Below are 18889 nucleotides of genomic sequence, written 5' to 3'. Positions count from 1 at the left end.
GATGAAAGTCTTGTTCATGTGCACCCACAACAGCTGCCGCAGCATCCTGTCCGAGGCGCTGTTCAATCACCTGGCCCCCGAGGGTATGGAAGCTGTGAGTTCTGGCAGCTTCCCAAGCGGCAAGGTCAATGAGCGGGCACTGAAAACCTTGGAAGCCGCCGGTATCCCCACCGCTGGTCTTTCAAGCAAGGCCTCGGATGCCTTCGAGAGTTCTCCTCCCGACATCGTTGTCACCGTGTGCGACCGCGCTGCCGGCGAAGCCTGCCCGATCTTCTTCGGTCCATCGCTCAAAGCCCACTGGGGCCTGGCCGATCCTTCAGCGGTCACCGGGAGTGAGACAGAAATCGAAGAAGCCTTCCAGACCACACTTGCGAAGATCGATGAGCGCGTGCGCGCCTTCATTGCGCTGCCTTTCTCGCAACTGAGCCAGGACGAACTGAAAGCCGAACTTGCCCGCATCGGCGCGCTGTAGGCCCTGGATCAATGGAGACCGAAATGAACGACCACCTGCCAAATGTCCAACCAGAACTGATTGATCTGCCGTCGCTGGAGCGGCTGGCGCCGAAGGATCCTTCTACACACAAACCGCGCATCCTGCTGCTGTATGGATCGACCCGCGAGCGCTCATTCAGCCGCTTGATGGTCCAGGAAGCTGCGCGCCTGCTGGAAGAGTTCGGCGCCGAAACCCGTATCTTCGACCCTTCCGGCCTGCCGCTGCCGGATGACGCTCCGGACTCCCACGAGAAGGTGCTGGAACTCCGCGAGCTGATGCAATGGTCCGAGGGCCAAGTGTGGTGCTCCCCCGAGCGTCACGGCTCAATGAGTGCTGTCTTCAAAGCGCAGATCGATTGGGTACCGCTGGCCATAGGCGCCGTTCGCCCAACCCAGGGCAAGACCCTCGCGGTGATGCAGGTGTGTGGAGGCTCGCAGTCTTTTAACGTGGTGAACCAACTGCGCGTGCTTGGCCGCTGGATGCGTATGTTTACCATCCCGAACCAGTCGTCGGTGCCAAAAGCCTTCTTGGAGTTCGATGAAGCCGGACGCATGAAACCGTCGTCTTTCTACGATCGGCTGGTGGACGTGATGGAGGAACTGACCAAGTTCACGCTGCTGCTGCGTGATCGCCAGGATTACTTGGTAGACCGCTACTCCGAACGCAAAGAGTCGGCGGAAGAACTATCCAAGAGAGTCAATATTCGGTCTATTTGAGGTCATGAGCATGTCGCATCCTTACTCATTGAAATCCTTGCCCCATGCTCCGGGTGTACTCATTTTTACGCCTTGTCCGGGCACCCAGACCAGCGCTCTCGTTGAAAGCCTGGATACGCTCAAGCAGGCCGGTGCCGTAGCGCTTGTTACGCTGATGTCGGACGCAGAGCTTCAGGAAAACGGAGTTGCCCAGCTTGGCATCGCGGCCAAGCAGCATGGGTTGGAGTGGTTCCAGCTGCCGATCGAGGATGATCAGGCTCCTGATCAAAACTTCGAGGCTCGGCTGGGAGAGATTCGCCACCAGTTGGACGCTTTGCTCGCTTCCAACAAGGCCCTGGCAATCCACTGCAAGGGCGGCTCCGGCCGCACCGGGCTGTTCGCTGCCCGTCTGCTGATCGAATCCGGAATGCCGCGCCGCGAGGCGATCACCTGGGTGCAGGAGCTTCGCCCTCGGGCGATTCAGAAGCCTGCGCACATCAACTACATCAACCAGTTCGGCGAAGACTGAGCGCTCCAGCCAGAAAGGAGAAACCATGGTCACCGAAGGCGAACTACTCGATGTCATCGTGATTGGCGGCGGGCAGTCCGCGCTGACGGTGGCTTATTTTCTCAAGCGAGCCAAGCTGTCGTTCCTGTTGCTCGATGCCGAAGCGGCTGCGGGCGGGGCTTGGCGCCATGGCTGGGACTCGCTGACGCTGTTCTCGCCCTCCGCATGGAGCACGATCGCGGGCTGGCCGATGCCGCCAGTCACCGAAGGTAATCCCGATAGGGATCACGTGGTCAGCTATCTGGAGCAGTACGAGGCACGCTACGGGTTTTCTATCGTTCGTCCCGTCAGCGTCACGTCTGTGGAGCGGACCGGGCGTGGTCTTCGTGTACGCTCGAAGGACCGCGACTGGGAGGCTCGTGTCGTCATCAGCGCAACGGGGACCTGGAGCAACCCCTATGTTCCGGCCTATCCGGGGATAGAGCTGTTCCAGGGACAGCAGATTCACTCCGCCCATTATCAATCACCCGAGGCTTTCCAAGGAAAGCGCGTGCTGGTCGTTGGTGGTGGCAACTCGGGGGCGCAAATCTATGCGGAGCTGTCTGAGGTCGCCGACGCAACGTGGGTAACCACGGAGGAACCGGCGTTTCTGCCTGATGACGTTGATGGCCGGGTGCTGTTCGAACGGGCTACCGAGCACCTCAAGGCTCAACAGGAGGGCCGTGTTATCGACGCACCGGTCGGTGGGCTTGGCGATATCGTCATGGTGCCCTCAGTGGTCCGGGCTCGCGAGCGCGGGGCCCTTCGTGCTGTAAGGCCTTTTACCTCATTCACGCCGGACGGGGTCGCTTGGCTGAACGGTGAGAAAACCCAGGTCGATGCTGTGGTCTGGTGTACTGGGTTCCGGCCGGCGCTGGATCATCTGAAGGCACTGGACGTGCTGGATGACAACGGTAGGGTCGAGGTTGATGGGGGGCACTCTATTCGCGAGCCGCGCCTCTGGCTGGTCGGATATGGCGACTGGACCGGCCTGGCCTCGGCGACGTTGATCGGCGTCACCCGTACCGCGCGCAGCGCGGTCAACGAAGTAGTTGAACACCTGAACAGCTTGGAGCAGCCGGATGCATAGCGGAATCGATATTCGTGTCGCCAGACCAGAGGATGCAGAAGAGATCCAGATCATCTACGCGCCCATCGTGCTCAACACGGCTATCTCATTCGAAGAGGCAGTGCCGAGCGTGGAGCAAATGCGCGAGCGGATCTCCACGACGCTGCAAACCTACCCGTATCTGGTGGCTGTGCGAGAAGGACGAGTAGTCGGCTATGCCTACGCCAGTCAACACCGCGCGCGTGCGGCGTACCGGTGGGCGGTGGATGTGACGGTGTATGTCGCTGAAGGGCAACGCCGCAGCGGGGTTGGTCGGCAGCTCTATGACGTGCTGCTGCCAGTTCTGAAGCGTCTGGGATATCGCTCGGCGTATGCCGGCGTTGCCTTGCCGAATGAAGGCAGTATCGGGCTGCACGAGCGACTCGGTTTTCAGCACATCGGTACGTTTCCGCAGGTCGGATTCAAGCTCGATGCTTGGCATGATGTGGGGTATTGGCGCTTTGATTTCGGAGACGAAGGTCTTCGCCCCGAGGCTCCAATAAGCTTCCTATCCCAAATTCCAATGCCACGTTAGAGCGTCCCAGTGAGATTAGCTGTCTTCCGCGAAAGGCAGCTATGGGTCGATTGCAGCCATTCAAAGATATTTTTTGAACGTGGTAGCAGTTATCGCGACCATGAAACCCAACAGTGCAGCACATGGGAGCAATACCCAGTTTGGATTCAGCGACCAAGGTAGCGACAGATAGATCACCCAAGGGCTGACCATTAGCGGCAACAATGTTCGCTTGGCTCGGTGATAGACAAAGCTGCTTTCCCTATCCGCCCCGAACTTGCGCAGGTCGCGCCGCATCAACCCGTCAACCAGCCCGGTGACTGCCGCGAGCAAGAAGAGGGGCGTTGCGAGCGTGAGGACAATCAAGCGCACCACGAACGTGAATACCGTGAACAGGGTAGCCAGCAGGTAGTCCTGGCCAGCGACGTACGCTTGAGCAAGCTGTCCTTGCAGCGACGCGTCGCGACTGAGCAGTTTCAGGTGTGTGTCCGATTGCGCCCATCCTGAGCGCAACACGACCCAGTCGTTGAGGTGTTCAAGGATTTTCGCGGTGGCTTGTGCCGGCTCCTGCACCAGCAGCGAGCTCTTAAAGTGGCTGCTGAGCCAGCCAAGTTCAGTCAGCCACATGGCATGGCTGTGATGCCAGCCTTGGTCAGGCCAGAACCACAGCATGCCCACAAACTCCAACAGGATGGAGAGCAGCAGGGAAGCAAACAGGAGGCCGAGCAATCGCAGGCACAGCTCAAGCGTGCCGAAGATCAGCCCTGGTCGTCGTTGTGTCTGAGGAGGATTGGTTGGGGCAGTAGGCATAATGCTCCCGGGTGTTCGCGGGCTGTCAGGGGATCACGGGGCGTGTTTACGCCCAGGTGGTGGCATCTCGGGGTCGAAGTCGACCGTCGGCGCACCTCCGGTACTGCTCCACCAACTTCCCGCGTTGGCGTTGTAGGACTCGCGCATACGCGCAGCGAGGGCCTGCAGGTCAGCCGGCATCGCATCGTCGCTGGCTGGTTTGGGCAGCGGCATCCGTACCTTCCATAGCTGCCCGCCTTCCTGGAACGAAAACATCTGGCCCTTCGGTAGGGCGATGATGTGCGCGGGCTCGATCAATGGCACGGCGGTGGTGGTCACCCGGTCCTGTGAGGAGGAGGTGAAGTCGGTTCGGGTGTCAGGATCGGCGGTGTCCGTAGCGCCAGAGACCAAGGTGCGCGTTTGCACGTTGACCTTGGGCAACTGATTAGTCAGCAGTTCGGCTGTCGCGGTTTCGCGTACGCGTAGCATCTGCAGGGTGTTGAAGTTGCCGATGACCTGGCCGGCCTTGGCCCGGCTGCCGATGCGTGCCTCGATGTCGCTCAAGGTCTGGGTGTAGGCAGTGACTTGGATACCGGCACCGCCGCCCTTGTTGATCAGCGGAATGAACTCGTCGCCCATCAGCTCGTTGAACTCGTCGGCGTGCAGGTTGATGGGCACCTTGTCGGTCGTACTGGAGGAGTTCGGGAGACCGTGGTCGATACCGTGCTTGTAGATGTGCCCGGCGACGGAGACCAGGTCGGCAAACATCGAGTTGCCGACCGCGGCGGCGACCTCTGCATCGGACAGCGCATCCAGGCCGACGTAGACGATGCCGCGTTTACGGATGACCTGCAGCCAGTCGAAGATTGGCCGTGGATCGTCCAAGTCGGAATAGTTGGGGGCCAGCAACTGCGCCGTCTTGCCACTGGTGAGCTTTTCCAGCAACGGCAGCAGTGAGGCGACGATCTTGTCGAAGTAGGTGCGGTCGTAGCGCACCGCCGAGCGCAGGCCATCCATGACCGGGTCGAAGAGGCGCTTGACGGTCAGGTACTGCTCGATAGCGACCACGCGTTTCTCGCGGCCGACCATGTGCCGTGGCACGTTCTTCTCGTTGAGACGAGCTTCAAGATCCACGATGGTCTCCCACGCCTGCGGATCATGTCGGGCGAAAAAGTGCTGGGCGTACTCGATGAACAGCGCATCGATGTTCACCACATGGCGCTGGATCTGCAGGTAGTCGGGGCGCCGGCCGAGCTCGATCAGGGCACGGGCGATGATGTTGACGAAGCGCCAGGCGAACTCGCGAAATGCCGCCGAGTTGCCTTCACCGCTCAGCTGCCCAGCGATACGGCTGGCGACTTCCGAGATGCGACCGAAACGGCCGATGGCGTTGTAGCGCGCGGAAATCTCCGGCCAGCCCAAGTGGAAGACATAGAACTCGTGTTCACGGCCGGCCCGTCGCGCTTCCACGTACATGCGCTTGAGCAGGTCGGCATCGCCTTTGGGGTCGAAGACGATCACCACTTCCTGACTTGGCCGGTGAATGTCCTGGGTGATGTAGACCTCGGCCAGGCGCGTCTTGCCGACCCGCGTGGTGCCTAGCACCAGGGTATGGCCCACGCGTTCGCCCAGTGGCAAGGAGGCTTCCTGCTCGTTGGGCTCGACGCCATGCAGCAGCGGCGAACCGCCCACGGGTGGCAGCGGCCGTACCGGGTTGAGTGGGCTGTCCCAGGCGGTCATCCGGGGCAGAAGGGAGAGCCCTGGCGGCGCTTTTTCCAGAAGGTGCTCAAGGTGTCGGGCCCACTGGTAGGCCGCTGGTTGATTGACGTAGCGGGCGAGCGCGGGATCCTGCGCCTCCAGCAAGCGCTGAGTGTGCAGGCGGCTCCAGCGAAAACCACGACCCATGAACAGGCGTTTGCTGCTGACCGGGATCTGTCGACTGGTCAGTGAATAGCGGGGGAGGCGGCGGATGTTGCGTCGATAACGCAGTACAATGCGGGCCTCGTTGAGGCGCTTGAGACCGAAGGCGGTGTAGGCCAGGGCCATGCCGGCACCGACCTCCGGCGATAGGGCCACCGCCCAGGGCGAATGCAGGCACAGCGCGCCGGCACCGGCACAGATGCCCACGGTGTACAACTCCACCGCCGGGCGTAGCAGGGACTCCATCGCATGATCGCCCATGGTGATACCTCACTGCTCCAGGCCGGTCGGGGTGATCAGTACCGGGTAGTGCTCCAGCTCCAGTCGCTCGGCGATGTCGTCGCCACTGACCGGCCAGATGGTCAACCCAGGTGCTACCGCTTGGATGCGCTGCAGCGCTGCCGCATCCGCGACCTCAACGGCCAGACCGTTGGCGCCCAACCGCTTCAGTGCAGGTGCATGCTGCGCCAGCCAGGCCAATGAGGCAGCGTCCGCCCCCACCAGGAACAGCGGGACCATGCCTGGCAAATCCAGCGCTCTGCGTGGCACCTCACCCGGCGTGAGGCGCGCGCTGTGCACCGGCAATACCCAGTCCAGTCTTCGTGGATCGGGCCGTTCGACCGAGGTGGCCGATTCGGCGGCCATGACAGGAGGCGTTGGCACAAGCCAGGCCCCGGCAGCCAACCACCCCACTAGCCCGCAGATCAGCGCGCCCCGTCGAACGTCAATCATGAGCGTGGACCTCCGCGGCTGGACTTGGCGGCTTCAAGGCGCTGCCAGTGCTGGCTGAACTGCGTGCGGTAGCGCGCCGCCGGGGCTCCACCCGCAGGCCGGTGATAGCGGCCAGCGGCAATGACCCAGTCGCCGGCGTCGGCGTAGTGTTCGCGCAACAGGTCCGCGGTGACGGCGAGGTTGCTACGCGGATCGAGAGCATCGCAGGCGGTGGGGTAACGCTTCGGGTGGTAACCCAGGTTGGTTTGCCCCAGGCCGACATCGATGCGCTTGGGATCATGCCGGCTGAGCGCCACGGTGAGTGCGCTGCAGGCCTGGTCACGGGTGGCGAAACGCTGCGGCGTGCCGGCCACATTCAAGGTCCACGGCCAGGGGATGAGTTGCCCACGCAACGGCGTGCCGCTCTCCTGCTGGGCAATGGCGAACAGCACCGAGGCTGGGATGCCGGCTTGGTCGGCGGCCAACTGGTACGCCTGCGGAGGGAGCCCGCCTGCTTGGGCGACAGTCACGCCCGTCAGGGCCAGGGCGAGGGTTAGTCGACGCGTTGCCATTTCCCTTCCACCTGTTGAAAGCGTGCGGGCAGGGGGCGGCTGGCGCCGAGGGTGAACCAGCGGCCGCGGTCGTGATTGAGGGTGACTTGGCCACTACCGACCTGGGCCGGGGTAATGCCTACCTTGCGCGCCCATCGCTGAATGCGCGCATCGTCGCCCTGGCTGCCCACCAGATAGACGTCCAGGCGGGCGCTTGTGCTCAGCCATTGGCGGAGGCTGGCCACACAGGTCGAGCACGGGTCTTCCACAAACACTGCAAAGCGCGGGTTGCTCGACGGGGGTGCGGCATCGCTCATCCCCTGTACCGGCAGCAGCCCCGGGAACAGCCGCGCCCAGGCCGCGGTGTAGGCTTTTTGATACGCCAGTTCGCGCTCGGCGCGCTTGGCTTCGAGGCGCACCTGCAACTCGGCGTAGCGCTGACGCTCCTGGTCAGAATCGGCTTCCACGCCCAGGGTGGTCAGCGGGTCGAGTTGCGGTGACCAGTACTGGCGGGGACCGCTCTGCAGGCGCTCAAACTTGGCCCATTCATCATCGGTCAGGCCCCAGGCCTTGGCCTGTGCTACGGATCGCTCTAGCTGCAGCGGGGCCTGCTCGCTGGACTGCTGCTCCGTTTCAACCGTGGCGGGTGCACCCCATCCCGATCCCGGTACTTGGCAGATGGGGAATAGGAGCAGCGAGAGGGTGATGAACCGGACCATATGCACCTCGTCACGGCAGGGGCAGCGAACGTTCGCCGAGGCCAGGCACATGGAACACGGCCTGATTCCGGCGAATGGTCTTGAGCTGCCAACCGTTCAAGCTGTCACCGGGCTGCAGCAGGTGGACGGTCGACAGGGCATGCGCGCCGGCCGGTTGAGCCGAGACAAACCGGACCTCGCCACGGGTCTCGACACCCAGCAAGGTGAATGGCGGCGTCGGGGCTTTGGCGGCCGGTTTGGCGGGAGCTGCAGGCTGGGGTTGTGCGGATGGCGTAGCCGGTCGAACCTCAAGGGCGCGGATGGCGATTTCGGCATTGCCCAATCGCTGGTCCATCGCGGCCAGGTCGGCCTTGGTCGGACTCGGTGATACCGCTCCAATGGCCTTGAGCGACGCGCTCACCTCATCCAGCTGTTTGCTCAGTGTCGCGAAGGCCGCATCCTGCTGGCGCTGGTGCTCGCCCTGCGCTTTTACTTGCGGTGGAATTGCCGCAAGAGTGGTGCCGAGTGCATCGAGGTCCCGCCGCAGCGCCGGGGCTGGATCGGCTGGCGCATTCTCCGCGGCGACCAGGAGCTCGGTCAGTTGTTGCTGGTGGTTGTAGGTCACGGCGGCCAGTACGGCGGCGCCGAGGCACAGGGCCCCGAGCACCAGGGCCTGAAAGTGATGGACCTTCATGGCGCGATCTCCAGGGGCGGGCGAGGTGGGGCGGGCACTGGTGCGCGAAGGGCATAGCACACGCGGCGTTCGACTGGATCGATCACGAGCCGCCAGGCCGGGCCGCCGAGAATGGTCAAGGCGTCCAGCAGCACCATTGGCCCGAGTTGGTGCTGCACGGTCGGCAGAGGGCGGCTGAACAAGGTGGCGACCTCGGCGCGGTTGGCGCAGAGTGAGTAGCCTGAGCGCTGCAACACGTGACGTAGGGCGTCACCGACCGTCGCGTGCAGGGCCGGTGAAATCTGCACGGTGATGAGCTGGAACAACGGCTGACGCTGTTCCAGCGTCGGCCGCGTGCTAACCAGGGTGTAGCGGTCCTGGCGGACCCACGCTGGTGACGCTGGCAACGGCTTGGAGGGGGTGGACGGAGCTGGTACGGCTTTGGCTGGCACCGTCGGTGGGGTGATGGCAGGCGACGTGTTGCAGCCCGCCAGCGCGAGCATCAGAACAAGGTAAGGAAGTGCGGGCGTGTGCATGAGCAGGTCTCGACAGTGGGTGCCGACACCTTGGCAACACGCGCGAGCTGCACCCACTGAAAAACCGAAGTTGGCCGGCCGGTTTATCGAGCCCAGCACATGAAAAAGGCGCCCTTAAGGGCGCCTTGGGTCAATCGTCAGTAAACACCGGCAGTCCTGGCAGCGGGGCTGCATCGGGATCAAACACCAGGAAACGCGTGTCGGCCTGGCCGGCCAGCAGCAACAGGGTCATCAACACCGGAGGCACCTGTTCATCCAACAGGCGAATGCAAACGTCCGCCGCTGAGCAGCCGGGACCTCCCGCGTGGGCGCAGCGGTGCCAGGGTGTGGAGTACAGCTTGCAGCCGACGGAGCGGTTGCTGACCATCTGGAAGCATTCAAAGAAGCCGGCCGGTCGTTCGCAGCGAGCAAGCTGCTCAAGGTAGGTGTACTCGTCGGCCGGTAGGTGGGATGAACTGATCTCCCAGCTGCGGCTGTACTGGCCGGTGGCAAAGGACAGCTGCTGCATCAGGTGCTCCGCCGCTTCCAAGCTGGGAAGGTCGCCAACGTGTACCGAGCCACTCAGCCGTTCGGCGGTGACCTGGTACAGCACGGTGGTGACCACACCATCTGCGGGCAACTGCATGCGAAGGAAGCCAGAGACATCCTGTTCTTCTGTGATGACGGCGCAGTCGTCATCGAATACGCACGCCTGGCAGTTGATGTGATCGTCGTCCAGGCCCAGTTGGGCGGTGTGCAGGGGGCGGTAGCAGGGCGGGCACTGGTCGTCGTAGTGGATCTGGACCACGCGTTCGCAGGATAACGCATGGAAGCCGCGGGCAAAGGGGTTGGGGGTTGAGGTGAGCATGGTGGCGCTCCAGTAAAAAGAGGACGCCACCCCATACAGGCAGTGGCGAACGAGAGAAGTTTAGATCCAGCCGTATTCAGCCAGGGACAGGGGCTGACCCTCGCCGACGATGATGTGGTCCAGAACGCGGATCTCGACCAGCGCCAGCACTTCGATCAGGCGTGTGGTCAGCACGCGGTCGGCGCCGCTGGGCTCAGGGCACCCGGAAGGGTGGTTGTGGCTGAGGATAACTGCGGCGGCGTTGTGTGCCAGCGCCTTGACCACCACTTCGCGAGGGTAGACCGAGGCACCGTCGATGCTGCCGAAGAACAACACCTCGAAGTCCAGCACGCGGTGGCGTGAATCGAGATAGAGCAAGGCAAATACCTCGTGGTGATAAGGCGCCAGACGCAGCTTCAGGTAAGACGCGGCGTCGGCAGGCGTGATGAGTACTTCGCCGCGCTGGAAATAGCGTTGGTCCAGCAGCTGCAGAGCTTCGTTGATCAACGCATCTTCGTGGGCGCGCTGGGTCAGGACGGGGTCGAGGGGCTCGACCAAGGTCAATGACGTGTTCATGAGCAGAACCTCGTGTGCAGGAGCGCTCCGGGAGGAGGCCCTGTGGGTAGGGTCAGGCGGTTACAAGGCGGGTGAAACGATGCCGGGTGCCGTGCGACGGCGAGTGACAGGCTTCGCAGGGGTGAGTGGAGAAGGGGGCGATGCCAACGCCGGTGTCCGGATCGAAATCAGCGCTGAGTGGCAATAACACCTGCAGCTCCTTACGCATCTGCGTGATTCGCTGGTCGACTTCGGCCTCGCTGTAGTACAGCGACAAGGTGCTGAAGTCGTCGTAGGCCACAGCGTGCAGGCAATCCTCACAGAGCCAGTAACTCTCCATGGCGGCCTCCAAGGGTGAGAAAAGGCGCTCATGCGAGCGCCTTTGTGGTGGAGCATCCGTCTCAGGCAGGCTGCGTGGCCTGGTCCTGAGCCTGATCGGCACTGTGTGAAGGATTCGGCGCATGCTCTTCTGCCGCTTCGGACGGCAGTTCAGCCGAGGAAGCATCCTGCCGAGCTGGCGCCTTGTAGGTGAGTTGGCCGTCGACCTTGATCCACTCGATGAAGATCAACCGGCCTTTGAGGCTGGCGCCCGGTTGGCCTTTGCGCTCACCTTTCTCGTAGGTGAAGGCATCGACCCAGAGGTCGCCAATGCGAAACGCGATCAGCACCTTGCGTTCGGCACGGACATCCTCGAGGTGTTCGCGGATCAGCCGTTCGGCTTCGCCGCCAGCGACCTTGCAGTCGAAGCGGGTGTATTCGACGTCATCCGACGCGCCGTGCAAGGCGGCGATGTCGCAGGCCATAAAGGGCTGGCCGCGCCGCACTGGCACCTCGCGCACGCGGTTCAAGTAACCAATGCCTTGGGTGTGCAGGTTGAAGTAGGTGGCGGGAGCAGCAGTGTTTGCCGTGGTCATGGTGAATCTCCTGTTTGCGAGAAACGCGGATATTCACCGGCCCTGGCGGGGGTGAGTCCGCAAGGGAAGGTCAGGTGCAACAGCAGTGGTGTAAGAGCGCTCATCATCGCGGGGAGCGATAACCGTGCGAGCCGCCGAACGCTAGTCGCACTTTGGGAGGAACCACTCTGGGGAGAGCGTAGCCTTGCAGGTTCCGGCTACCTGATGCTGTCATCGACAGCGTGGTGCAGTTCATCTATAGAGCGCTGCGCAGCGCCCGTCAACAGCGGTTTTGACTGGGTTCAGAGGTGCGGACGTGGGTGGTGCACAGTGGACTCAAACGCGCGAAAAAATAGCCCAACGGTCGTCAGGCTAGGAACAGCAGGGCCACCCTAGATCTGATTCGTCGACAGCGAAGTCGTCGCTTCACTTCAGCTGTCTCCTCACCCTGATCAACCGACCCTTGTCGTGGCCTGGGTCGGGATAACTGGCACGCATCCGCGCACAAACGGCGCCCGTTTTTTCGCCGGCGGGCACCGGCACTGAGCATCGTCGCCGAGGCGGATGACCCCTGCAGCCTAAAGCAGGTCGCACGGGTCATCCGTCTCGGGAATCTTGGACATCCGGAACAGTGATGCAGCGTAGTGAAAGAGGCTCCGAACTCAACGAGTCTGGCCGAGCTGCCCGGAGCGAATCGGCCTAGGGTCGCCAAACGGCGAGGGGCCTGTCCACTACATCAGCGACTGGCCCCAGCGTCAAGCAGTCAGGTCCGCTTCGGCTTGGCGGGCGCCGCGCTGGCCTTCACTGGCTTGGTGCCCTTGCAGTCCGGGTAGTGCACACAGGACCAGAAGTTGCCGGTGCGGCCTTTGCGCTGGCGCATGGGGCTTCGGCACACGGGGCAGGCGGGACCTTTCGAACGGGGTAGCTGCAGATTCAACGAGGCCTGGCTGCGCACCACCTGGGTGAGCCAGGTCGATTGCTTGGCGAGAAACGCCTCGACACTCAGCTGACCGGTCTCGATCCGTGCCAGCGCCTGTTCCCATACCGCTGTCATCACCGGATCGGCCACCTCACGCGGAACGGCCTCGATCAACGTGTGGGCGGCCGCAGAGGCCGCCAGGCTGCGCTTTTTCTTGGTCAAGTAGCCGTGATCGATCAGGCCCTGGATGATCGCGGCGCGGGTGGCCTCGGTGCCGATGCCAATGCTGTCTTTCAACGTTTGCTTCAGGCGCACGTCGGCCACTTGGTTGGCGATGGTTTTCATTGCCTTGACCAGTGTGCCTTCGGTGTAGGGTTTGGGCGGCTGAGTGCGCTGCGTGTTGACCTTGGCATTTCGCACACCAACCGACGCACCTTCCTGCAAGGTGGGGAGCCGCTGCGTTTGCTCGGTCGGTTCGCTGGCGTCGGCTTCGTCGATCACGGCCTTCCAGCCACGTACCTGGATCTGCTTGCCGCGGGCCAGCAACTGATCGGCCTGGCTGCGCAACTGCACCTGGGTCTTCAGGTATTCGTGTTGAGGCAGAAACTGCGCCAGGTAGCGGGCGCGGATCAGGGTGTACACGGCGCGCTCGCGCTCGGACAACTGATCCAGGGGGATCACCACGGCGGTGGGGATGATGCCGTGGTGGGCGGTGACCTTGCTGCTGTTCCAGGCGCGGGAACGTCGTGTCGGATCAAGCTCCTTGAAGCGCTGGCCAAGCGGCGGGTCGGCTGCGGCCAGGGCCTTCAGCACACGCGGCACTTCGTCCAGCATGCTCTCTGGCAGGTAGCCACAGTCGCTGCGGGGGTAGGTGGTGGCCTTGTGGGTTTCGTACAGTGCCTGCGCCACACTGAGGGTTTCCTGCGCGCCCAGACCGAGCTTGGCCGAACAGACCTCCTGCAGCGTGCCCAGGTCGAATGGCAAGGGGGGCCCTTCCGTCACGCGTTCAACGTCGACCCGCTCGACCTGTGCTGAACGCGCAGTTGCAATTCGCCGGACAGCCTGCTCGGCCGCCACCTTATCGATGCAGCGACCGGTATCATCGCAGTGTGCAGCGGGTGGCTGCCAGCGTGCCTCAAACTCAGCCCCGTCATCCTGCAGCACAACGTCCACGCTCCAGAACGGCCGGGCAACAAAGCTGGCGATGGCGCGGTCACGTTCAACCACCAGGCGCAGGGTGGGCGTCTGCACGCGGCCTACGGGCAGCGTACCGTCGAAGCCGGCGCGGCGACCCAGCAGGGTGAACAGTCGGCTGAGGTTGATGCCAACCAGCCAATCGGCCCGAGACCGTGCGAGGGCACAGTGGTACAGCGGCAGGGTATGCTCACCCGGGCGCAACGCCGCCAGGGCCCGGCGGATCGAGGCGTCGTCGAGGGCGGACAGCCACAGTCGGAGGATCGGCCCCTGATACTGGCAGCGCTCGAGGACCTCCCGGGCAATCATCTCGCCCTCGCGATCGGCGTCGGTGGCAATCACCACCTCGGTGCAGTTCTGCAGCAGCCGGCTGATCGCCTTTAGTTGCGCCGCCACCTTGGGCTTCGCCACCAGTTGCCAGTGCTGCGGGATGATCGGCAGGTGCTCCAATGACCAGCGCTTGAACTGTTGACCATAGGTTTCTGGCGGCGCGGTCTCCAGCAAGTGCCCCACGCACCAGGTTACGGTCACCCCCGTGCCCTGCAGGCAGCCATCGCCGTGACGATGGGCCTGCAGCACGCGAGCGATATCGCGGGCTTGGGACGGTTTTTCGCAAATGTAGAGGCGCATGACGTGGCCCTCTCGGTCAGGTACCGACAGGGTGGTCGCGTGACAGGGGAGCGCTAGGGAAAAGCTGAACTGGTCGAGATCATATCGATGTAACCACCAGCGGCGAGCGACTTACCGTTGCGAGAGGTGCGCGGTCACGGTCTGCAGAAGGTCCAAGGCAAATTGCTTGTCCGTCTCGCCAAGGTCCTTGATCAGTGGGGCAATCTTTTGCCCCTGGTCCTGTGGCCGAGGACTGATGGCCAGCAGCAATTCATCGGCCGGACATCCATACATATCCGCCAACTGCAGCAGCTTGGGCACGGTCAGCTCGACCTTGCCACGCTCCATGCGCGACACCGCTTCGGTACCGATCTCGAGGCGCTCACCGACTTGCGCCTGGGTAAAGCCCTGGGCACGGCGGTACTTGGCCAACTGGCGGCCGATGTGTTGTGGGCTAGGCTCTTTGACTGGCAACGGGGCGGCTCTCCAATTCAACCCGTTTGGTTGACCAGCCACCCGAAGATATGAACGCCCTGAACGGTTGACTATCGACCTATCAGGGCGTATCACCCAATGAGAGTACGGTGACCTGACCGTCACACGGAGATAGCGGATTGGACGAACGTGAGCAGCATGAAGCGGATGCGTTAGCGATCAAGGCCTGCGAGTTGTTCATGGCTACCCATCAGGAACCGGACGATCAGGCGGCGAGGGCCAGGTTGATCGCGTGGGTCAAGGAAGCGCCCGCGCACTGGCGGGCGTTCCTTGCCCTGGACCAGTACCTGGCGGAGGTCAAAGGGTTGATCGAGGGGGACGACCTGCATGGCGTCGCCCGCCGCGTGGGGCCCCGCGACTGAGCAGTATCGCGCTGAAGGGCACGGTTCCACTGACGTCCACCCGCTCAGGTCGACTTGCGGGTGGTTTTCTTGCCGGCCGGCTTGCGGCTGCTGCCCCCACTGTCACTGGCCTTTTCGCGCATGGATACGCCGGCCAGACGATGCGGCAGGATGCCGATGTGCCGCGCCTCAACCTTGAATGTCACCCGGGCATTGTCCTCGCTGTCTTCCCACTCATCCTTGACCGTTCGGCCCATGACCAGGACGCGCATACCTTTCTGGTACAAGGTGCTCCAGTGTTCGGCATCGCGGTGCCAGAGCTCGACCGGCGCCCAATAGCCGCCGCGATCTTCATAGCCGCCCTCGCGCGGTACCGGATTGTCGAAATAGACATTCAACCGCAGCAGCCGCTTTGGCTCGTCCGGGTTGTTGTTGAACTCCTGAAACTCAGGGGGACTGCCGATATTGCCTTCGCCAACAAAGAACGTGCTCATGGGTGTTTCTCCTCGGTGGTGGTATCGAAAAGGACGTCATCGGCATACGCGAGCTTGAGGGCGCCCATGAGGACCTGGCGATAGAGCGAGTTCAGGCTGCTCATCTGCAGGTTGAGGACGATCCGGTTGGCCTCCAGCTGGTACAGCGCCTGGCGCAACTCCGGCTGCAGCAACGGATGCGCCATCACCTGCTCCCAGACCTCCACGCCCATGCGCTTGAAGTCCGGGCTGCGCCAGCGGAGGAAGCATGCGCCCTGGGAGCTGTGCTGGACACTCAGTCGCAACTCGAGTAACGAGAAGGGTGGCTGCGCCATGATCGCCAGCATCGCGGCCATCAGCGTCTCGAGTTCGCCGCGCAGCTGTTTGATTGTCTCGGCGTACTGGAACAGCTCCCCCTTACCCTTAAAAGGCTTTAAAAGGCCTTTTAGAGAGGCACTGTGTTCAAACTCGCGATAGGCCTCGGATGACAGGCAATGGGCGATCGCTTCGGCCAGGGTCATGCTGCACCGCCTTCGGCGGGGGCGCCGGGCGAAGGTTCCACGTCGTCATCAAGTTGATCGGTCTCAGCGGGCAGTGCGGGCTTGGCGGCGCGCACGATGGGCGGCGCAAATTGCGAGCGTCGCGTACCTTCGAGAATGTCCTGAGGTGGGGTGCCGAACTTGTCGATGGCCTCGCGGGCGCGGGCGTTGTTGGCGGCCATGTCATCCCGGCTGACCCCGGCCAGTCGATACTGCTGCGCCATGCTGAACAGACTGCGCAGCAGGTGGGCGCCACGATCGATCCAGTGTTCCATGTCGACCCGGCCGATCAGCGCGGTGTGGTGGGCGAGCAGCACGCGACGCACCAGGCTGTCGTAGTCGGTCAGCAGGTAGACGGCGAGAAACCCCAGCTGGCTGCCGATGAACAAGGGCAGGGTGACAGGGTGGATGTTCAGGTTGTCGCCAACGCTGACCTGGGTGGGTAAATCCCGTTCGACCAGTTTGACTTGCTCGGTCAATGTCAGCAGCTCGGCCTTGGCCTGCAGTACCTTGTCTTCGAGTTGCAGCATGAACCAGTCGGCGAAGGGGTCGTCCTGACTGCTCGCCTGCTTGAGCAGGTTGGTCACGCTGATGTAGCCCGCCATACCCATGATGCCGAACACGCCTTCGCGTGCGGCACGGCCTTGCCACAGTCGTGCTGCGTGATGCGTGTGCAGGGTGAGGGTGATGCTGCTGCGCAGTGAACCCAGGTTGAGCTGGTAGTGGTCGACCATTGCCAGATCCTCGCCGTCGGAATGACGCCGACGATCTGCGCTCTCGGGCAACCTGGCAGTGATCAATGTGAACGCGATGGGCTCACATTGCCCCTACTCTCGAAGGTCCTCACATTGATGCCACTGTGATCAAATCCGCTGAGTGCCAACGCAGCTAACTATTTCATCTTGGCATTGGTCAAAGCTGCGACCTTACACCCATCACGCAGATCACACTCCTCGAGCGATTGTGTCTGGCTAGAAGACGTCACTGGAGTGATGCCACTGTGATCAAATCCATTGCGGTCCGCTGAACGTTGGAGACCTGGAAGACTCAGCGCGCTGTTACGTTGCCCCGCTCACGACACCGCAGCGAAGCTTGAGCTGCTCTAGGTACGCCTTGGCCAGCGGCGAGGCCACCCGGCTTCCGGACTCCCGTGAGCGCTCATCAGCTGGCTCTGGCGGGCGAATGCGCTTGCGCGGTGCTAGCGGGGCATCGCTACGGGCGGCCCACAGGGTGAAGTCCCCTTGGCACGCCCGCTTGATCAGCCCCAACAGATATGCAATCGGCTTGCGAATGTCGCCGCGGCTGCAGCGAACGGCTGCTTCATTGATCACCGCTTGTCGCTGTTCGGGCTCGAGCTGGCGCAGCGCCTGGACTGCCCGGCGCTGTTCAGTCGGGCTCAACTGCAGACCCTCTGGCCAAGCGGCGCTGCCACTGGCCGAGGCGGGCGGTACTGTACTTTTTTTGCTTTGTTTTTGTACGGTACGGTCGTGCGCTGGAATCCGAACGGCAGCCGGAGCCGGGACATTCGCGCTGGGTTCGGAATCGGTCGAGGACGCTGTGGCAAACCGAACGCTGTACGCCTCGCCTCGTTCGGAATGCTCGGCATGGCTGTCGTCCTGCAGCGGCAAGGCCTGTTGAGCGCCTGATGCGGGGAGCGAAGCCATCATGGCCAAGGCCTCGTCAGTCACCTCTGGATCCGCCCGTAGCTCCTGGAGGAGGTGTTGAGCGAGATCGCGCACGCCTTTGGTGGCATGGGACAGGTTTTGGCAGATCAGGGGCAGGTAACCGGCATCTTGGTCGATGGCTTGTGCGGGTGACAGCGGCGCGTCGTGCAGTACGTAGACACAGCCGCGCAGGCAACCCTGCGAATCGCGATATCGTTCGCTCAGGCTGAGCCAGCGGGTAGCGCGCAGCACGTTCAGCGCGCGGGCGATGGTCTCGCGTGAAGCCTGCGCACCACAAGGGCTGGTCGCCAGGTACGGCTGAAGGTCCTGATACCGTGGGGTACGCATTTGCCGTTCGGTGATCAACCAGCGCAGCACCAACCAGAGATTGCGCTCCACGGGTGTGAGCCGGCGATCCTGCAGCAATCCCCGCGGTAACGGATCGTGGCTGCCGTAGTACACGAAGCATGGCCCCTCAGCCAGCGCACGGGCGGCCCTGGCTTGTTCGGCCTGCTCCAGACAACGCTTGAGCGTGACCATGCTCTGGCGCACCACATCAGCCCAGTCCACGGTGTAGAAGTTCAGCATGGGATACCTCCGTATAGCTCGATCTGCTGCCAAATCAGGGTCAGGCTGATCTGTTGTTCCTCGGCCAGCATCATCATCGCGTCCAGCGGCTCGCTGTCCGGATCTTCGGCCCGCAACTGGCGCCAGCGGTTCCACACTGCATGCTCCTGGGTCTCGCTGAGTTGGACGGGGCGACCACGATGGGTCTCGATCTTCAGGATGCGTCGGCGCAATGCCGTGTCGGAATGGTCGAGGCCGAAGCAGCGGTACATGATGTTCGAACTCGCCCCCAACTTCAGGGCACGGTTGATCAGCCGCTCGTTCAGCTCGTCCCGTTCGGCCTGGGCGATCAGGCGACGCAGCACTGTGGTGTCGACCTTGATCTCGACCCAGGCGATCGTGGAGTGCGCCAGGTGGGACAAGGTGGTGGGCGGCAGCGACTGCAGCACCTCGATGTCCTCGTCGGCGAGGCCCAAGGCCTTGCACCGTTGCAGTCGGCCATGGCGCAGCTCATGCAGGACCTGGTTCAACATGGCGTGGTTCAGCAGATTGAACGACGTGCTCATGCGGCACCTCCGG

At 62.9% G+C, this 18889-nt stretch carries 24 protein-coding genes; 6 read left to right on the top strand and 18 right to left on the bottom strand.

What is annotated here, in order from left to right:
* Position 1 precedes the first annotated feature (1 nt).
* The 5 genes from DM807_RS19425 to DM807_RS19405 are packed head-to-tail and all read left to right on the top strand — an operon-like array spanning position 2 to position 3378.
* Positions 2-472 (top strand): arsenate reductase ArsC, encoded by a 471-nt coding sequence (locus tag DM807_RS19425; RefSeq protein WP_027917259.1) that lies wholly within the window; start codon positions 2-4, stop codon positions 470-472.
* A 23-nt stretch (positions 473-495) separates the two neighbouring features.
* Positions 496-1209, top strand: a complete 714-nt coding sequence (gene arsH / locus DM807_RS19420; protein WP_027917258.1) for an arsenical resistance protein ArsH — start codon at positions 496-498, stop codon at positions 1207-1209.
* 4 nt (positions 1210-1213) lie between these two features.
* Positions 1214-1717, top strand: a complete 504-nt coding sequence (locus DM807_RS19415; protein WP_060492514.1) for a cyclin-dependent kinase inhibitor 3 family protein — start codon at positions 1214-1216, stop codon at positions 1715-1717.
* 25 nt (positions 1718-1742) lie between these two features.
* Positions 1743-2825 carry an ArsO family NAD(P)H-dependent flavin-containing monooxygenase gene (locus tag DM807_RS19410; RefSeq protein ID WP_060492515.1) on the top strand — a complete coding sequence of 361 codons (1083 nt, stop codon included), beginning with the start codon at positions 1743-1745 and terminating at the stop codon, positions 2823-2825.
* Positions 2818-3378 carry an arsinothricin resistance N-acetyltransferase ArsN1 family B gene (locus DM807_RS19405; protein WP_060492516.1) on the top strand — a complete coding sequence of 187 codons (561 nt, stop codon included), beginning with the start codon at positions 2818-2820 and terminating at the stop codon, positions 3376-3378. Before DM807_RS19410 ends, DM807_RS19405 begins: the two co-directional genes overlap by 8 nt.
* Before the next feature lie 60 nt (positions 3379-3438).
* Here the strand turns inward: DM807_RS19405 and DM807_RS19400 are convergent, their stop codons facing one another.
* The 13 genes from DM807_RS19400 to DM807_RS19340 all read right to left on the bottom strand — a co-directional run bounded on the left by DM807_RS19400 (position 3439) and on the right by DM807_RS19340 (position 14705).
* Positions 3439-4167 carry a TIGR03747 family integrating conjugative element membrane protein gene (locus DM807_RS19400; protein ID WP_063423906.1) on the bottom strand — a complete coding sequence of 243 codons (729 nt, stop codon included), beginning with the start codon at positions 4165-4167 and terminating at the stop codon, positions 3439-3441.
* 33 nt (positions 4168-4200) lie between these two features.
* The gene (traD, locus tag DM807_RS19395) at positions 4201-6327 is read right to left on the bottom strand and encodes a type IV conjugative transfer system coupling protein TraD (RefSeq protein WP_179027770.1); all 2127 of its coding nucleotides are present in this window, start codon (positions 6325-6327) and stop codon (positions 4201-4203) included.
* A gap of 9 nt (positions 6328-6336) precedes the next feature.
* The gene (locus DM807_RS19390) at positions 6337-6798 is read right to left on the bottom strand and encodes an integrating conjugative element protein (protein ID WP_244965059.1); all 462 of its coding nucleotides are present in this window, start codon (positions 6796-6798) and stop codon (positions 6337-6339) included.
* Positions 6795-7349 carry a lysozyme family protein gene (locus DM807_RS19385; RefSeq protein WP_179027769.1) on the bottom strand — a complete coding sequence of 185 codons (555 nt, stop codon included), beginning with the start codon at positions 7347-7349 and terminating at the stop codon, positions 6795-6797. The genes DM807_RS19390 and DM807_RS19385 overlap by 4 nt, the downstream gene beginning before the upstream one ends.
* The gene (locus DM807_RS19380; protein ID WP_179027768.1) at positions 7331-8047 is read right to left on the bottom strand and encodes a TIGR03759 family integrating conjugative element protein; all 717 of its coding nucleotides are present in this window, start codon (positions 8045-8047) and stop codon (positions 7331-7333) included. Before DM807_RS19380 ends, DM807_RS19385 begins: the two co-directional genes overlap by 19 nt.
* Before the next feature lie 10 nt (positions 8048-8057).
* Entirely contained in the window at positions 8058-8720 is a 663-nt protein-coding gene (locus tag DM807_RS19375) for a hypothetical protein (protein WP_063423910.1), read from the bottom strand.
* Positions 8717-9235: a PFGI-1 class ICE element type IV pilus protein PilL2 gene (gene pilL2 / locus DM807_RS19370; RefSeq protein WP_063423911.1), complete on the bottom strand. Its 519-nt coding sequence runs from the start codon at positions 9233-9235 to the stop codon at positions 8717-8719. The genes DM807_RS19375 and pilL2 overlap by 4 nt, the downstream gene beginning before the upstream one ends.
* 130 nt (positions 9236-9365) lie before the next feature.
* Positions 9366-10082 carry a DUF5983 family protein gene (locus DM807_RS19365; RefSeq protein WP_063423912.1) on the bottom strand — a complete coding sequence of 239 codons (717 nt, stop codon included), beginning with the start codon at positions 10080-10082 and terminating at the stop codon, positions 9366-9368.
* Between the two features lie 60 nt (positions 10083-10142).
* Entirely contained in the window at positions 10143-10637 is a 495-nt protein-coding gene (gene radC / locus DM807_RS19360) for a RadC family protein (RefSeq protein ID WP_063423913.1), read from the bottom strand.
* Between the two features lie 52 nt (positions 10638-10689).
* Entirely contained in the window at positions 10690-10956 is a 267-nt protein-coding gene (locus DM807_RS19355) for a hypothetical protein (protein ID WP_063423914.1), read from the bottom strand.
* 61 nt (positions 10957-11017) lie between these two features.
* Positions 11018-11530 (bottom strand): STY4534 family ICE replication protein, encoded by a 513-nt coding sequence (locus DM807_RS19350; protein WP_063423915.1) that lies wholly within the window; start codon positions 11528-11530, stop codon positions 11018-11020.
* Positions 11531-12272: 742 nt separating this feature from the next.
* Positions 12273-14252, bottom strand: coding sequence for a DNA topoisomerase III (locus DM807_RS19345; protein WP_179027767.1), 1980 nt, complete (start codon positions 14250-14252; stop codon positions 12273-12275).
* Between the two features lie 111 nt (positions 14253-14363).
* The gene (locus DM807_RS19340; protein ID WP_179027766.1) at positions 14364-14705 is read right to left on the bottom strand and encodes a helix-turn-helix domain-containing protein; all 342 of its coding nucleotides are present in this window, start codon (positions 14703-14705) and stop codon (positions 14364-14366) included.
* A 200-nt stretch (positions 14706-14905) separates the two neighbouring features.
* Here DM807_RS19340 and DM807_RS19335 point away from each other — a divergent pair, with 200 nt between their 5' ends.
* Positions 14906-15088, top strand: a complete 183-nt coding sequence (locus DM807_RS19335; protein ID WP_179027871.1) for a hypothetical protein — start codon at positions 14906-14908, stop codon at positions 15086-15088.
* A 44-nt stretch (positions 15089-15132) separates the two neighbouring features.
* On the opposite strand, the gene DM807_RS19330 is transcribed toward DM807_RS19335, so the two are convergent.
* The 5 genes from DM807_RS19330 to DM807_RS19310 form a co-directional block, all read right to left on the bottom strand.
* Positions 15133-15561 (bottom strand): single-stranded DNA-binding protein, encoded by a 429-nt coding sequence (locus DM807_RS19330; protein ID WP_179027765.1) that lies wholly within the window; start codon positions 15559-15561, stop codon positions 15133-15135.
* A complete protein-coding gene (locus DM807_RS19325; protein WP_179027764.1) occupies positions 15558-16061 on the bottom strand; it encodes a DUF3158 family protein in 504 nt (167 codons plus the stop codon). The genes DM807_RS19330 and DM807_RS19325 overlap by 4 nt, the downstream gene beginning before the upstream one ends.
* A complete protein-coding gene (locus DM807_RS19320) occupies positions 16058-16813 on the bottom strand; it encodes a PFL_4669 family integrating conjugative element protein (protein ID WP_179027763.1) in 756 nt (251 codons plus the stop codon). The genes DM807_RS19325 and DM807_RS19320 overlap by 4 nt, the downstream gene beginning before the upstream one ends.
* Positions 16814-17137: 324 nt before the next feature.
* A complete protein-coding gene (locus DM807_RS19315) occupies positions 17138-18331 on the bottom strand; it encodes an STY4528 family pathogenicity island replication protein (RefSeq protein WP_063423920.1) in 1194 nt (397 codons plus the stop codon).
* The gene (locus DM807_RS19310) at positions 18325-18876 is read right to left on the bottom strand and encodes a DUF2857 domain-containing protein (RefSeq protein ID WP_063423921.1); all 552 of its coding nucleotides are present in this window, start codon (positions 18874-18876) and stop codon (positions 18325-18327) included. Before DM807_RS19310 ends, DM807_RS19315 begins: the two co-directional genes overlap by 7 nt.
* Positions 18877-18889: the final 13 nt, after the last annotated feature.

The sequence above is a fragment of the Pseudomonas hunanensis genome, assembly GCF_013393325.1.
Classification (GTDB): domain Bacteria; phylum Pseudomonadota; class Gammaproteobacteria; order Pseudomonadales; family Pseudomonadaceae; genus Aquipseudomonas; species Aquipseudomonas putida_P.
The sequence above is the reverse complement of the archived record's forward strand: the minus strand, read 5'-3'. Positions and strand labels throughout refer to the sequence as shown.

Bases quoted from the DNA above. Each gene is read 5' to 3' on its own strand.
- DM807_RS19330 (WP_179027765.1), bottom strand. From the start codon at position 15,561: ATGAGCACGTTCTTTGTTGGCGAAGGCAATATCGGCAGTCCCCCTGAG.
- DM807_RS19410 (WP_060492515.1), top strand. From the start codon at position 1,743: ATGGTCACCGAAGGCGAACTACTCGATGTCATCGTGATTGGCGGCGGG.
- DM807_RS19320 (WP_179027763.1), bottom strand. From the start codon at position 16,813: ATGGTCGACCACTACCAGCTCAACCTGGGTTCACTGCGCAGCAGCATC.
- DM807_RS19365 (WP_063423912.1), bottom strand. From the start codon at position 10,082: ATGCTCACCTCAACCCCCAACCCCTTTGCCCGCGGCTTCCATGCGTTA.
- DM807_RS19310 (WP_063423921.1), bottom strand. From the start codon at position 18,876: ATGAGCACGTCGTTCAATCTGCTGAACCACGCCATGTTGAACCAGGTC.
- arsH (WP_027917258.1), top strand. From the start codon at position 496: ATGAACGACCACCTGCCAAATGTCCAACCAGAACTGATTGATCTGCCG.
- DM807_RS19375 (WP_063423910.1), bottom strand. From the start codon at position 8,720: ATGAAGGTCCATCACTTTCAGGCCCTGGTGCTCGGGGCCCTGTGCCTC.
- DM807_RS19425 (WP_027917259.1), top strand. From the start codon at position 2: ATGAAAGTCTTGTTCATGTGCACCCACAACAGCTGCCGCAGCATCCTG.
- DM807_RS19415 (WP_060492514.1), top strand. From the start codon at position 1,214: ATGAGCATGTCGCATCCTTACTCATTGAAATCCTTGCCCCATGCTCCG.
- DM807_RS19325 (WP_179027764.1), bottom strand. From the start codon at position 16,061: ATGACCCTGGCCGAAGCGATCGCCCATTGCCTGTCATCCGAGGCCTAT.
- DM807_RS19335 (WP_179027871.1), top strand. From the start codon at position 14,906: ATGGCTACCCATCAGGAACCGGACGATCAGGCGGCGAGGGCCAGGTTG.
- DM807_RS19390 (WP_244965059.1), bottom strand. From the start codon at position 6,798: ATGATTGACGTTCGACGGGGCGCGCTGATCTGCGGGCTAGTGGGGTGG.
- DM807_RS19400 (WP_063423906.1), bottom strand. From the start codon at position 4,167: ATGCCTACTGCCCCAACCAATCCTCCTCAGACACAACGACGACCAGGG.
- DM807_RS19405 (WP_060492516.1), top strand. From the start codon at position 2,818: ATGCATAGCGGAATCGATATTCGTGTCGCCAGACCAGAGGATGCAGAA.
- DM807_RS19355 (WP_063423914.1), bottom strand. From the start codon at position 10,956: ATGGAGAGTTACTGGCTCTGTGAGGATTGCCTGCACGCTGTGGCCTAC.
- DM807_RS19345 (WP_179027767.1), bottom strand. From the start codon at position 14,252: ATGCGCCTCTACATTTGCGAAAAACCGTCCCAAGCCCGCGATATCGCT.
- pilL2 (WP_063423911.1), bottom strand. From the start codon at position 9,235: ATGCACACGCCCGCACTTCCTTACCTTGTTCTGATGCTCGCGCTGGCG.
- radC (WP_063423913.1), bottom strand. From the start codon at position 10,637: ATGAACACGTCATTGACCTTGGTCGAGCCCCTCGACCCCGTCCTGACC.
- DM807_RS19380 (WP_179027768.1), bottom strand. From the start codon at position 8,047: ATGGTCCGGTTCATCACCCTCTCGCTGCTCCTATTCCCCATCTGCCAA.
- DM807_RS19315 (WP_063423920.1), bottom strand. From the start codon at position 18,331: ATGCTGAACTTCTACACCGTGGACTGGGCTGATGTGGTGCGCCAGAGC.
- DM807_RS19350 (WP_063423915.1), bottom strand. From the start codon at position 11,530: ATGACCACGGCAAACACTGCTGCTCCCGCCACCTACTTCAACCTGCAC.
- traD (WP_179027770.1), bottom strand. From the start codon at position 6,327: ATGGGCGATCATGCGATGGAGTCCCTGCTACGCCCGGCGGTGGAGTTG.
- DM807_RS19385 (WP_179027769.1), bottom strand. From the start codon at position 7,349: ATGGCAACGCGTCGACTAACCCTCGCCCTGGCCCTGACGGGCGTGACT.